A 12,416-nucleotide genomic window follows, 5' to 3' on the forward strand; every position below is an offset into this window, starting at 1 on the left:
GGATTGGATTCTCAGGTAAGGGATCAGTTGAGGGCGGCGCTGGCGGTCATGGCAACGGTTTTCGCGTTAACCGGCATACCCGGCATAAACACTTTTTGTAAACCATCGACGATGACTTTATCCCCGGGATTCAGCCCCTGCTGTACAATACGTAAACCGTCGGCCAGACGCCCCGGCGTAATATCGCGGCGCTGCGCTTTCCCGTCTTTATCAACGACATAAACATACTTACGATCCTGATCGGTCAGCACCGCCTTATCGTCAACAAGCGTGGCTTTAAATTCCGCACTGCCCGGCAGGCGCACGCGTGCGAAGAGTCCCGGCGTGAACTGACGCTGTGAGTTATCCAGCAGCGCGCGCATGCGGATTGTACCGGTACTCGGCGTGAGCTGGTTATCCAGGAAATCCACTTTGCCCTGATGGGGATAGCCCTCCTCACCCGTCAGACCAATCTCCACCGGCAGCGCCGTGTGGTGACTGGACGCCCCCTGCCCGCTGCGGGCCAGGTTCTGATAGTGAAGATAGGTGGACTCGTCCACGTCGAAGTAGACGTAAACCGTCTTCTGTGAGACCAGGGTGGTGAGCACGCTGGCGCTGTCACCCGCAGTCACCAGGTTACCGCTGGTGATCAGCGCCCGGCTGGCGCGACCGTCGATAGGCGCGGTCACTTTGGTGAAGTCGAGGTTGAGCTGCGCGGCATCAACCGCCGCCTGCGCCGCGCGAATATCGGCCTGCGCCTGGGTAGCGGCGGAACGGCGCTGCTCCCACTCTTCACGGGATACCACGTTGGTATTGACTAATTTATCGGTACGGTTAGCCTCGCTTCGCGCCAGGCTGGCCTGCGTTTTGGCTCTCGCCAGGTTCGCCTGCGCCTGTTCCAGCGCCGCGCGATAGGTTCGGTCATCAATCGTGAACAGCACCTCGCCCTTTTTCACCTCCTGACCGTCGGTGTAATTCACTTTATCAATGTAGCCGGAGACGCGTGGGCGCAGCTGAACGCTTTCCACCGCTTCAATGCGACCGTTAAAGCTGTCCCACTGGCTAATGGATTTCACCACCACGTCAGCTGCGCTGACGACGGGCGCTTGCGGTGCGGCATTTTGCGCGACGCTGTCATCGCACCCGACGAGAAGCGCGGAGAGTAAAACCACCCCCGTCGCGCTCAGATGAAAGTAACCCCAGGTTTTTTGCAGGCTCATTATTTTTATTCCGGTTATTGTAGCCGCCGGGCAAGACGCAGCGGGAGGCGCCGCGCCACTTCCTTTGTCCGGTCTGGCTTAAGGCCATTTGTGTCGTTCATCGCCACAAAACTGTAACAGTTTCGAATACACTATCGCGGCGATTGTAGGAAGGCGCTTAATTAAGTGCAAGAATAATTGTTGCACTTTATGTGCTATTTGCCGCGAAGGTAAATCACGGGTTTTGAGAAGGGATTTAAATGTAACAATAAAACTTGCAATTAATATCAAAACGGGCCACCTTTAAGTGCAACAAACAAAGATGCTTTTAATGCGTGGCGTAGGGGGAAGCAAGATGAACACGGGTGCATTCATTCACGATTTGCTCGACTGGATCGACAACAACCTTGATAGCCGCCTGGACATTGAAACCGTCTCCAGGCGAGCCGGCTATTCGAAATGGCATCTCCAGCGGATCTTCAAAGAACATACCGGCTCCCCTCTCGCTGAATATATTCGCGCGCAAAAGCTGCAAAAATCAGTTGAGCGCTTAGCCCAAAGCGATGAACCGATTCTGAACGTGGCGATCGCGCTGGGCTTTGATTCTCAGCAGTCCTTCAACCGCAGCTTTAAGCGTCAGTATGGTCAGGCGCCAGGGGCATGGCGACGCAGTATCGGCTGCCGTGGATCCCGGCAGATGAGCCAATAATTCACGTCCCGTTCGGATATCAGTTACAAAAGAAAAACCCTCTGTAAACAGAGGGTTTTATCAGTCTTACCTGCTTATAACTTCGCAGGAAAGGTTATGGGCTTACTCCCACTCGATTGTTTACGGCACGCATAACCAATTGACTGGTAATAAGTTTTTGAAAACCAATCTCCACCGTACCGTTTTATATACCGTCACCGGAAATCAGTACCCCGTTTCGATGAGGCAAAGTCACCAAAGAATTTGTCCCGCGCCTCTTCAGAAACTAAAGCCGCTAATTCAAAGTCTGAGTAGTACCCAAGACTTTTGAACTTGCCATCAATCCTTAACGTTACCCGCCACTTTTTCCGACCTTCATACCAGTTCACACCGGGAGCACCACTCTTATTATCAGAGCGAATTGGCATGTTCATGTTGTTCTGCTGTATTGTGCACTTCCTGATATTGCACCAGCGGTTATCATGCCGAATTCCATTTCTGTGATCTACATTTTCTGCATATTCACCAGTCATATAAAGATACGCAAGGTGCTGTGCTTTATATAATTTCCTGTTAATTCCTATTCTGACGTAGCCGTGAAAAGGACAGACATTACCTGCCTCTCTGCCTTTGCGCCGATTCAATCCGTTAACAATCCATGTAAAAATACCGTTTTCTGGATTGTAGTGTATCAACTTCTTCAATTCACTTTGTGAGATCATTAGAGTTCCTCACCGCATCATAAGCAGCTTCACATCTTAATCCTGCCTTCCTTGCTCTGTCAGCCTCTGCTGCATACTCTCCCGCCGCTGCGTCAATTTCTCTAAACAGGACGGCAAGCAAACTGCTGGTTCTGGCCCTTGCCTTGCTGCTGATGGTAGCGCCGGCATTGCCGCTATCTGCCTGTAGTCTGGCGATGGCATCTGCGATACCGTCTTGCAGGCGCTTAGACTCAGCAGCAGCAATGGCAGCATTACGCTGCGCTGTAGCAATGTCCTTCTGTGCTTGTTCCTGGATTGCATCTATAGCCCCTTGCCGCTGTAGCTCAATGCGACGTTGTTGTTCTGTGAATTCCAGTTTGGCCTGTAGGTCATCTTGGTCACGAGCATGCCACCTAGCCTGCCAAGACCTATCAGCAATGCTGTAGCCAGCCCACAGAATCATCAGCACACCAACAGCCACTAGCAGCAGTGCTGCCAGTGGTCTCCAGTACGCTTTTACGAATGCCCAGATCATAAAAGCACCTTGCTGGCGGCGATGTACCGCGCGCGCCGGTCGTCGATACCGTTCTGCCCGCCATTGATGATCTTCGTGACGCGCACCAGGTCGCCGGTGTACTTCATGCAGCCTTTGGTGGCGAAGAACCACGCCGCGCTGCGGGCCGCGTATTCGTCCTGCGCCAACAATTCCGGCTGGCTAACCAGCTCAATTTTGAGCCCGTTGCCACAGTCTCGGTAGTTGTTCAGTCCGGTGATCTGGATGAGCCCGCGCCCGCGATAGAACCAGCCGTCAGTCGGGCCATTGTTCCCATTACGTTTGCTGTATACCAGATTGGCGATCGCACGCTGGCGCTCCAGAGGCAACGATGGCTCACCAGCACGGCGGCCCAGCTCGTTGGCCTGGCGCTGAGTGAGACGCCCGGCACGGACGAATCCTGCCAGTCCGGTTACGCTGTAGTTGAAGTTCTCCTGAAGCCGTGTGAACCCTGTCGATTCATGGCCTACCTGCGCGATAAACATCGCCTTGTGCACTGGCGCTTCAATGCCAAACTCTTTCATGGCGGCGGTGATATGCGGGAACCAGCGCGCGGCCAGTTGCTCGTTAATGCCGGCGGCGCGGCGGAATTGGTTAATGTCCATGCTGGGACCTCGTTATCTTGAAAATTTGCACCACGTTCCCTTTTGTCTTGATGAGAGCAGCCAGGAACACAGCTTTGATGATGACTTCTGACCAGTCGGCGCTGACGTAGTACCCGTAGAACGTCCGGATGGGTACGCTGGCAGCCACGACGATCAGCAGATAGGCGAGCCATCCACCCCACCAGCGATGGCGTGACCCGTCACGGCGGAACAGAAGGACTCGGATAGCAATGCCGCCACAGATAGCGGCATTCAGGATGAGAAGCAGATCAGGACCGGTCATCGTCTTTTCTCCCCGGGATCAGGTCGCGTGGATTTCCAGAACGGTGATACAGCCAGGTACCTATACCAACAGCAACGATTGAAGAAACAAACGCCCCTGCTGAATACGCAACCCCTTTCTCAAACATATCTGTGGTGATGCCAGGGAAAGCGGATGCAAATCCTATGAGAAGTGTTGCTGTCGGTTTGTAGAAGAGAAGGCCGCAGAAGAAGCTGATGAACGCCAGAAGTAACCGCCGCTTTATGGGATACTCAACCGCCGAGGTAACAAAAATTACCGCACCAGCAAGCGCCCCTAAAGCCACCTCCGGCGGCACACCCGCGACCACAGACATTAGCGCGCTCAGGCTAAGCCCCTGATTCAGCGATTCCGTGGTTAACGTGTGCGACATAGTGACCACCGTTTAATGTGCATAAAGAACCCCCTTATTTGGTGAGTTCATGATACACAATAAACCGTATGTGGATTAAATTTGATCGGATAACTCTTAACGAAATTACCCTAAAGGTGATAAAGTAAGGTTTTGTATTTTACGGATGAAAAAGTGCTTAAGTTATTCGCCAAGTACACATCGATAGGTGTTATCAACACGCTCATCCATTGGGTTGTGTTTGCCGTTTGCATCTATGCATTCAATACGGGACAGGCTCTGGGGAATTTTGCCGGGTTCGTCGTGGCGGTGTCATTCAGCTTTTTTGCAAACGCGAGGTTCACATTTAACTCATCGACAACCACTCTGCGCTACATGCTCTACGTAGGATTCATGGGCTCACTTAGCGCGATTGTTGGATGGTGCGCTGATAAGTCTGGCATGGCTCCTATCATCACGTTAATCGTGTTCTCCGCAATCAGTCTGGTGTGCGGATTTATCTATTCAAAGTTCATTGTCTTTAGGGATGCGAAATGAAAATTTCTCTGGTCGTTCCCGTCTTCAACGAAGAAGACGCAATACCGATTTTTTATAAAACGGTTCGGGAATTTGAAGGGCTTCAGCAGCATGAAGTAGAGATAGTCTTCATCAATGACGGCAGTAAAGACGCGACAGAGTCAATTATCAACGCGCTTGCTACTGCCGATCCGCTTGTGGTTCCGTTGTCGTTCACTCGCAACTTTGGGAAAGAGCCTGCGCTATTCGCTGGTCTTGATCGTGCCACCGGAGAAGCGATTATCCCAATTGACGTCGACTTGCAGGACCCTATCGAGGTTATTCCGCACCTTATTGAAAAGTGGCAGGCCGGGGCTGATATGGTGCTGGCCAAACGCTCTGATCGTTCTACAGATGGCAGACTGAAGCGCAAGACCGCTGAATGGTTCTATAAGCTGCACAACAAAATCAGTAATCCAAAGATCGAGGAAAACGTTGGCGATTTCCGTCTGATGTCCCGCGAGGTAGTGGAAAACATTAAACTCATGCCGGAACGAAACCTGTTCATGAAAGGCGTGCTGAGCTGGGTTGGTGGCCGCACTGATGTCGTTGAATATGCCCGCGCAGAACGAGTGGCCGGCAGCACGAAATTCAACGGCTGGAAGCTTTGGAACCTGGCACTTGAGGGGATCACAAGCTTCTCAACATTCCCACTCCGCATGTGGACATACATAGGCTTACTGGTTGCTGGCGTTGCGTTCATCTACGGCGCGTGGATGATTATAGACACCCTCGCCTTCGGTAATGCTGTGCGGGGTTACCCATCCCTCCTTGTATCCATTCTTTTCCTTGGCGGCATTCAGCTTATAGGGATTGGGGTTCTTGGTGAGTACATTGGCAGGATTTATGTGGAAGTGAAAAACAGACCTAGATATATTCTGAAGAGAAGAAGCAATGATTGACTACAATAAATTTTCTAGAGTTTTTTTATGCTCGTTTATTTGCTCTGTGATAATTTATGGTTACGAGCTAACTCACTTTACATTGTCGATAGATGAGGAGTTCTTTGACAACTTCTATCAAACCGTCTCACTTGGTAGATGGGGGCATGCTTTCTTGCGGTGGTATATTCTACCAGAGCCATTTGCTCCGTTTTTCACCACGCTAGTTTCATTACTATTCTTCTCATTATCTGCAACATTAGTAACTTATATTTACAATCTTAGCACTAAAGATTCGTGCATAATGGCTGCGTTGTGCATGTCTGTTCCGCAGTTCGCTTATCAATTAGATTTTGCCAATCAGAGCGATACAGTTTCTATCGGCATGCTTCTTAGTGTTATATCTGCTTTGGCTTTTGTTAAATATGCAGACAAAGGAATTATAAAGGGGTGTGTATTATCAATATTTGCTTATGTGTTTTCAATTAGCATCTACCAATCCCTTGCAACATTACCAATTACCATTATTTTAGGTTGGTGCTTGTACTCTGTTTTAGAGAGCAACGCATCAAATGCTTACATTATAAAAAAACTCATTTCATTTGCGTGTATATCTCTCGCGTCTGTAATTATTTACTCTATACTAACATTACTAATTCAGAATATAACTGGAGCGCATGCAACATCTTATGCTTCCAGTATGTTCAAATGGAGTAGAGGTTTTGATAAGGCTTTATTTGATACATTAGCGGCCATAAAATCATACTTTACGTTCTCTGCTTACTATGGCTTAAGTGTGTATTCGCTGGTAATGATTCCATTCTTCGCCATACTTATAAAAAGCATCAAAGATAAGAAGTATGCAATGCTTCCGTCATCCATTTTTTTATTAGTGGCGTTGATGCTTTCTCCTTTCTTTATGCTGGCTGTCTTTGGCTTCAATCAACCACCAAGGACAATGACTTCACTAGGGTTTTCATTCGCACTTATCTCTATTATTGCCGTGAGGTATATAAAAAGCGATCTTTTAAAAGTGCTGTTGCCTGTTATTCTGGTTATTTACTCATGCTCTATAGCCAGCCAGCTATTTCATTCAGACTTCATGTCTGAGCAGTCAGATAGATATTATGCTGGAAGGGTTATGTCTGACGTATATCATAAATATCCTGACTTCAATCCTAAGTTAACTCCTGTTTATTTTTATGGAATGATAAATAAAAAGAATCCATGGAAAATGCCAAACTCTGACATTTTTGGAGAATCTTTCTTTTCATGGGACGGTGGTAATAACGCGAGAATGATAGCATATATTAGAATGTCTGGGATCGACGATCTTAAAAGGTTAGATAAAACAAGAGTTAAAGAGGCTAGAGAATACGCATCAAGTATGGATGTTTGGCCTAAAGATGGATCTATAGTTAGGAAAAATGGAATAATGGTTGTTAAGCTTGGAGGAAGCCCAGGGATTAACTAATGTAATGGGGGGCTCAGCCCCCCCCATTACATTACATCTTAGATCTTATTAAAGCCATTTCAAGAATCATGGCTTCTGAGTACGAAACTCCGTAAACCCCATCCTCAAAAACCACAACTCCATAATCAAGGGCATTTAGCCCCTCAGATTCAAACGCATAAATTACCTCCTGTGCAATTACTCCAAAGTGTTTTTTGTTGTCTCCATCCTTCCACCGATACTGATAAAACTGCACTTTGCTCCATGCTGAAAGAACTCTTTCATCTATGGTTTGAATGTCCTTTTTCTTTGTTTTGTCGGAGGTTTGGATGGTACCGTTCGCGGCGAAAACAGCAGCCCAGCGGTTAGTCCCAGACCCTAAATTAGTGGTGTTATCTAATTCAGGCCTGACTGTTCCTGCAAATTGATGAGCTCCGGCCCGGTATGAAGCAACACTGTTTTGATAGTTAGCTGAGGGCGTGGAAGTTGATGAGACAGTAATTCCAAAGTCGATATACTGTGTTCCTGCTGCCCGCATATGAATTCTTGGTGTAGCCGTTTTTGACTTGGAACCAATTTCTACTCTACTAGCCAAACTTCCGTTGTTTGTGTCATCAGCAATTACTATTGGCAATGATGAATAATTATGATTAACGTGAGAGCCATTATACTGCCCATCACCATTGTTAGGACCGTAGAAAAGCTTGGTGCCTAAGCTTTGCAATTCAAATGACGAGGTCGTAGAACTTAAATACACTTGGTTCGGGGTAGAGTCAGAAACACCAGTTATCTGATACTCATTGCCAGACCAAACTGAACCAGTCACTGACAATGCAGCAGCGACTCCTATCTCGGCATAACACGGTTTTGGTGTTGATGCTGATATTGCATTTGTGGACGCAAGTGCGATATTACCCCATGATATACCGCTGATATTACATCTCGCAGCCTCACCAAGACGGATCGCGCCGCGCGTTAATGTTAATTCAGTGTTGTATTTATTATAGAAATAATAAACATTCATGTCAGTAACGGTGACTTGGCTGTACCCCGAAACATCAAGAACCCTAATTGCGTGCGACACTTCAGACCCGCAGCCCACCATTGACACCTGGCCGCCAATTTTATAAACAGTTTGTGCGCGGTAACCATCTCGGCCGGTTCCATCGGCAGCGCAAGAAACTAAAGATGAATAATTAGCGTTAATATCCCATGCGTGGTAAACCCTAGAAAGAGTATTAGGTGATGTGTTTATAGCGTAGCACGACCTAAACTGGCAGCTAGTTCCAGAAACGATCGTAAATGGAGCTCGGTTTGCAGAAATTATGTTTGTGAATGAGTTAACCCATGTATTGGTGAAATATATTCCATCTTCGAAGCATGTAACATACAGGCTCTCAAAAGTATTTTCTGCACAATCATATCCTCTAATACCATACCCGTAGGAATCTACAACAATATAATCTCGGTTAAGATAGTTAAGCTTAAGAGTGGTCGGGTCCCACTTCACTGCCACCGGCCCACCTCTGTCTATACCGAAGTTACGCAGTGATACACCTGTTACACATCGAGTAATACCGGATTGGTCACTGTCGTTAATGTCATTCTGGTTTGGCATGAACAATAACGCGGCATCGATATTATTATAAACTCGGTTAACTGTCGGACCCATCACATCTGGCAAGTCCGTATACACCCCGTTCCCCACTTTACGGATCACGGAATGCTGATTACCACACCCATTTATTACTGTGCCTGAATAAATAAGAATAGGCAGTGATGTTGTATATACTCGCTCTCCAAGCCTTACCTCTTTTCGTGAATCAATGGCCCTCTGAAGGGCTCCCCCCCAATCAGCTTCACCGGCAATAAAATACATTTCTGGGGTTACGTAGGTAATAGCATCAGCTACCGTACCTGATGGATCAAGGCCAATTAGTCCGGCCCCCGTAGGTTTAGCAAGTTCGATTAGAACTTCTGAAGCAGAACCAGATGGCGGCAAAACAACGATAGGGTTACCTGCATTGTCGAAGGCAGGAATCTTGTTCGCGCGCGTCGCGGCGTCTGGCAGTTGTGGTATCGGCTCAGGAACCCGCAGCGTACGGCTTAGGTTGCTGTTTGCCAGCGTATCAACATAATTCTTCGTAGCCGCGTCCTGCGGATCTCTGGGGTCCTTCAGGTTGCGGATATAATTATTCAGCGCGTCGTACCAGTTCGCGATGCTGGAAGGCTTGCGAAGCGCCAGGCGGAACATACTTCCCACTTGCTGGATCAGCATCGTCAGCTTATCGAAAGCGTCTTCATGCACTTCAGCGAAAAACTTACCCTGGTTGCGCAGGTCAGTTTCCTGCGTTGGCTCCAGCTCGCGCGCGATAGAGATCTGCCATCCTGTAGCCAACGGCGCGGTGAGCACTACATTACCGCCGTTGTAACCCCCGGCGTTGGTCACTGTGTAGTCGGTGTCCAGTACCAGCACCGTGATGTTTTCGCTCAGGTCCACAACCGAAACGGCAAGATCTGTTTTTTTGAAAATGCGGAAGGTGTACGGGAAGGATGTCGTAACGCCATTCCCGGTGTAATCGTTATGGTCAACTACGGTTGATACCGTCATGGCCTCTCTCCATTAAAGCAGCGCCCGGCGCGCGTGCATCATCAGGACAGTTTATTACCTGGCAAACCTTATATGAATTGAATGAATAACAATCAGTAAAGTTATTACCTTTTGGGTAAATAGCAATTCGTGCTGGATAGTATTTCGAACTTTTGCTACTGTACATTTATACAGTGAATGCATGGAGATTATCAGATGCAACGTCAGTATCATCATCCGCTTGAAAAAGGATTTGCCGAACGTATACACACGCCGGGAGGCGTCCGCTCCCTTGTTGAAGATTCTCACCTGATGACGTTGCTGCGCCAGCTGGGTGAAGATGGGTTTAACGTTGATGGCCCGATGGCTGAGCTGACTGCTCTGGTTAACTATGTCACCAGCTCGCAGATGTCCATGAAGGATCTGCAAATGCATCTCGATTACTGCGCTGAGCAGCTGAAGAAACAAACCAGATAGGGTTTGTAATTACCTACATTTCATGCAATCATTACCTTTGCGGTAAATTTACATTGCATAAATCTTGTGCCATAGTAATCAGGCACTGGCAAAATCCAGTGCCGGGATTGGCGTCCCGGATAACTAAACGGCGCACGACACGCGCTATGCGTGTTTTTTTGTGCATCCGCTTCAGCAAATCTATTCAATGGTGGGCTGGGCGGGGGTCCGAAAGGACGCCGGTATCCGTTTAGGCCGGTACGCCAACCTCGCTCAGTTCACCACCAGCATTTGGCGTTGCTGTGGTGATAACTCTACTAAACGAGGTATCGCTATGTCAGACAAGAAAATAACTAACGACGATCTTTATTGGTTAATCACCAATGCACCACTTCTTTTTAAATTAAAACAAGAACAAGCGCCTCTTGTAAAAGAGTTGATTAGTTGCAGAAATAGCATGTGGGATGAAGGCGTTGATTTAGACAATAATCTGCTGAATCACCTTATGCAGCTTGCAGTCGACAATAAGGCAAGACTTCGTTCTGAATACAGTTCTTACCAAGAGATTGCTGAATTCCTTAATGCGGATGTTCTAGGTGGACCTGGACAACCAGATCTCGTTACAAAAGAAGGATATCCAGTAGAGGTTAAGATTGGCAATTTCACAAGCTCTGCTTTAAAACAATTGTTAAGGTATATGGATAGCGCAAAAGCAGATTTCGGTTATGCTTGCGCAAAAAAACTTGCTGTTAACCTCCCAGAAAATATTCGATTCATTAAACTGGCTTATAAAAACAATATTTATGTTGTAGAAAATGGAGGCAGCAAAAATGCGTAATATATCCATTGATAAGTTGCCGATAACAACCCATTGCAACATTCCAGTTATGACTACCGAGATGCTCGCAGATTTGTATGGCGCAGAACCGAAATTGATACGACAAAACTATCAACGTAATGCTGATAGATTCATAGAAGGTAAGCATTGTTTCAAGCTTATCGGCGAAGAATTGAGGGCCTTCAAGAACGAGTCCTCTCAAAGAGGTTTGCTTAATATTGCGCCAAAGGTGAGCCACTTGTTCCTTTGGACTGGTCGCGGCGCCGCGCGCCATGCAAAAGTACTCGAAACAGAAAAGGCTTGGGAAGTATTTGAAAAACTCGAAGACTGTTACTTTGAGAGACGGCCTGCAAACTTCCCAATGGATCTTCAGCCTAGTGGCGTAGATAGCCTTTCCAAAGCAAGTCAGATAATGGAAAGATTCATGCCAGCAATACTGGAGGCGATGAAGTCGGGAGAGAAGCAGGAATACAACGCTCCGCTGAAGCCAGGCTACCGAGAGCACATCCATTCCCCAGAAGGCGTTCTCGGACTGGCGGAGCATTCCTTGCTGATGAATCTGCTCAACCGCATGCAGGACGATGGCCACGATGTTTCCGGCGCGGCGGCGGAATTCACAACCATGGTGAGCTACATCGTCGGCGTCAGTAAATGTCTGAACGACATCCACACCCACGCGCAGTACATCACCAAAAATGCAGCTGCGTTCTGAGACTGTTGGCACAAGGAAGTGCCTTTGTTTAAAGGCCAATGCGGCTGTAAAATATTTTGCTATAGCGTATCAGTGATGTAATATTACCCCATGGGTAAACGAGATGTTTACTAAGGAGAGATTATGGAACTGAACATCATCACTTTAATGAAAGCCATTATTGGTGGGGCTGGAAGCGGTTTCGCTCTATCTGGCGGCCTGTCTATGATCATTCCTGCGTTCACAGTTACTACTGGTGTGGCCTATCTTTTCGCTATTACCGGTGGCCTTGCTATGGCAGGAACCTACATTTTTAAAAAAATGAGTGCCGGCAGTGCAGCCTGAGATCGCTCAAGTATCACACTGGTACAATCCACAAACGGCACAGGAACTGGCAATCTTTTATTGTATCCTGTGCCTTGTGTATATAGTAATCCACCTGATATGGGATTTTTTCTCAAAAGAGACTGGTAACTTTTCCGTTGTTAACCTTCAGTACAAACTGAACGAGGTGTATTCATCAACTACGTTCGCAACGAGTGGTTTTTTCCTCGTTATGCTATGTGACATGAAG

15 protein-coding genes are annotated in these 12,416 nt (G+C 47.6%); 8 read left to right on the forward strand and 7 right to left on the reverse strand.

Features of this window, described 5'->3' with window-relative positions:
- Positions 1 to 23: 23 nt before the first annotated feature.
- Positions 24 to 1,199 carry an efflux RND transporter periplasmic adaptor subunit gene (locus HWQ15_RS01670; protein WP_022648992.1) on the reverse strand — a complete coding sequence of 392 codons (1,176 nt, stop codon included), beginning with the start codon at positions 1,197 to 1,199 and terminating at the stop codon, positions 24 to 26.
- 334 nt (positions 1,200 to 1,533) lie between these two features.
- On the opposite strand from HWQ15_RS01670, the gene HWQ15_RS01675 reads away from it, so the two are divergent.
- The gene (locus HWQ15_RS01675) at positions 1,534 to 1,887 is read left to right on the forward strand and encodes a helix-turn-helix domain-containing protein (protein ID WP_006811509.1); all 354 of its coding nucleotides are present in this window, start codon (positions 1,534 to 1,536) and stop codon (positions 1,885 to 1,887) included.
- A 194-nt stretch (positions 1,888 to 2,081) separates the two neighbouring features.
- On the opposite strand, the gene HWQ15_RS01680 is transcribed toward HWQ15_RS01675, so the two are convergent.
- Genes HWQ15_RS01680 through HWQ15_RS01700 form a run of 5 tightly spaced genes read right to left on the reverse strand, consistent with a single transcriptional unit; the run spans position 2,082 to position 4,399 of the window.
- A complete protein-coding gene (locus tag HWQ15_RS01680; RefSeq protein ID WP_063850255.1) occupies positions 2,082 to 2,588 on the reverse strand; it encodes an HNH endonuclease in 507 nt (168 codons plus the stop codon).
- Entirely contained in the window at positions 2,572 to 3,102 is a 531-nt protein-coding gene (locus HWQ15_RS01685) for a DUF2514 family protein (RefSeq protein WP_063850257.1), read from the reverse strand. Before HWQ15_RS01685 ends, HWQ15_RS01680 begins: the two co-directional genes overlap by 17 nt.
- Entirely contained in the window at positions 3,099 to 3,725 is a 627-nt protein-coding gene (locus HWQ15_RS01690; RefSeq protein WP_155019873.1) for a glycoside hydrolase family 19 protein, read from the reverse strand. The genes HWQ15_RS01685 and HWQ15_RS01690 overlap by 4 nt, the downstream gene beginning before the upstream one ends.
- Positions 3,715 to 4,008, reverse strand: a complete 294-nt coding sequence (locus HWQ15_RS01695) for a phage holin family protein (protein ID WP_063149254.1) — start codon at positions 4,006 to 4,008, stop codon at positions 3,715 to 3,717. The genes HWQ15_RS01690 and HWQ15_RS01695 overlap by 11 nt, the downstream gene beginning before the upstream one ends.
- Positions 3,995 to 4,399 (reverse strand): putative holin, encoded by a 405-nt coding sequence (locus HWQ15_RS01700; RefSeq protein WP_063149253.1) that lies wholly within the window; start codon positions 4,397 to 4,399, stop codon positions 3,995 to 3,997. Before HWQ15_RS01700 ends, HWQ15_RS01695 begins: the two co-directional genes overlap by 14 nt.
- Before the next feature lie 153 nt (positions 4,400 to 4,552).
- On the opposite strand from HWQ15_RS01700, the gene HWQ15_RS01705 reads away from it, so the two are divergent.
- The 3 genes from HWQ15_RS01705 to HWQ15_RS01715 are packed head-to-tail and all read left to right on the forward strand — an operon-like array spanning position 4,553 to position 7,288.
- The gene (locus HWQ15_RS01705; RefSeq protein WP_176587353.1) at positions 4,553 to 4,915 is read left to right on the forward strand and encodes a GtrA family protein; all 363 of its coding nucleotides are present in this window, start codon (positions 4,553 to 4,555) and stop codon (positions 4,913 to 4,915) included.
- Complete coding sequence (locus HWQ15_RS01710) at positions 4,912 to 5,835, forward strand: glycosyltransferase family 2 protein (RefSeq protein ID WP_176587354.1); 924 nt, start codon at positions 4,912 to 4,914, stop codon at positions 5,833 to 5,835. Before HWQ15_RS01705 ends, HWQ15_RS01710 begins: the two co-directional genes overlap by 4 nt.
- Positions 5,828 to 7,288, forward strand: a complete 1,461-nt coding sequence (locus HWQ15_RS01715; RefSeq protein WP_176587355.1) for a glucosyltransferase domain-containing protein — start codon at positions 5,828 to 5,830, stop codon at positions 7,286 to 7,288. The genes HWQ15_RS01710 and HWQ15_RS01715 overlap by 8 nt, the downstream gene beginning before the upstream one ends.
- 31 nt (positions 7,289 to 7,319) lie before the next feature.
- Here HWQ15_RS01715 and HWQ15_RS01720 read toward each other — a convergent pair whose 3' ends face one another.
- Positions 7,320 to 9,878 (reverse strand): tail fiber domain-containing protein, encoded by a 2,559-nt coding sequence (locus HWQ15_RS01720; RefSeq protein ID WP_176587356.1) that lies wholly within the window; start codon positions 9,876 to 9,878, stop codon positions 7,320 to 7,322.
- A gap of 195 nt (positions 9,879 to 10,073) precedes the next feature.
- On the opposite strand from HWQ15_RS01720, the gene HWQ15_RS01725 reads away from it, so the two are divergent.
- The 4 genes from HWQ15_RS01725 to HWQ15_RS01740 all read left to right on the forward strand — a co-directional run bounded on the left by HWQ15_RS01725 (position 10,074) and on the right by HWQ15_RS01740 (position 12,187).
- Positions 10,074 to 10,334 (forward strand): hypothetical protein, encoded by a 261-nt coding sequence (locus tag HWQ15_RS01725; protein WP_032636519.1) that lies wholly within the window; start codon positions 10,074 to 10,076, stop codon positions 10,332 to 10,334.
- Between the two features lie 313 nt (positions 10,335 to 10,647).
- Positions 10,648 to 11,151, forward strand: a complete 504-nt coding sequence (locus HWQ15_RS01730; protein WP_176587357.1) for a hypothetical protein — start codon at positions 10,648 to 10,650, stop codon at positions 11,149 to 11,151.
- A complete protein-coding gene (locus HWQ15_RS01735; RefSeq protein ID WP_176587358.1) occupies positions 11,144 to 11,863 on the forward strand; it encodes an ORF6N domain-containing protein in 720 nt (239 codons plus the stop codon). Before HWQ15_RS01730 ends, HWQ15_RS01735 begins: the two co-directional genes overlap by 8 nt.
- A 123-nt stretch (positions 11,864 to 11,986) precedes the next feature.
- Positions 11,987 to 12,187: a hypothetical protein gene (locus HWQ15_RS01740; RefSeq protein WP_063255862.1), complete on the forward strand. Its 201-nt coding sequence runs from the start codon at positions 11,987 to 11,989 to the stop codon at positions 12,185 to 12,187.
- The last annotated feature ends 229 nt before the right edge of the window (positions 12,188 to 12,416 follow it).

It is taken from the genome of Enterobacter sp. DSM 30060 (genome assembly GCF_013375955.1).
In the GTDB taxonomy this organism is placed as follows: Bacteria; Pseudomonadota; Gammaproteobacteria; order Enterobacterales; family Enterobacteriaceae; genus Enterobacter; species Enterobacter intestinihominis.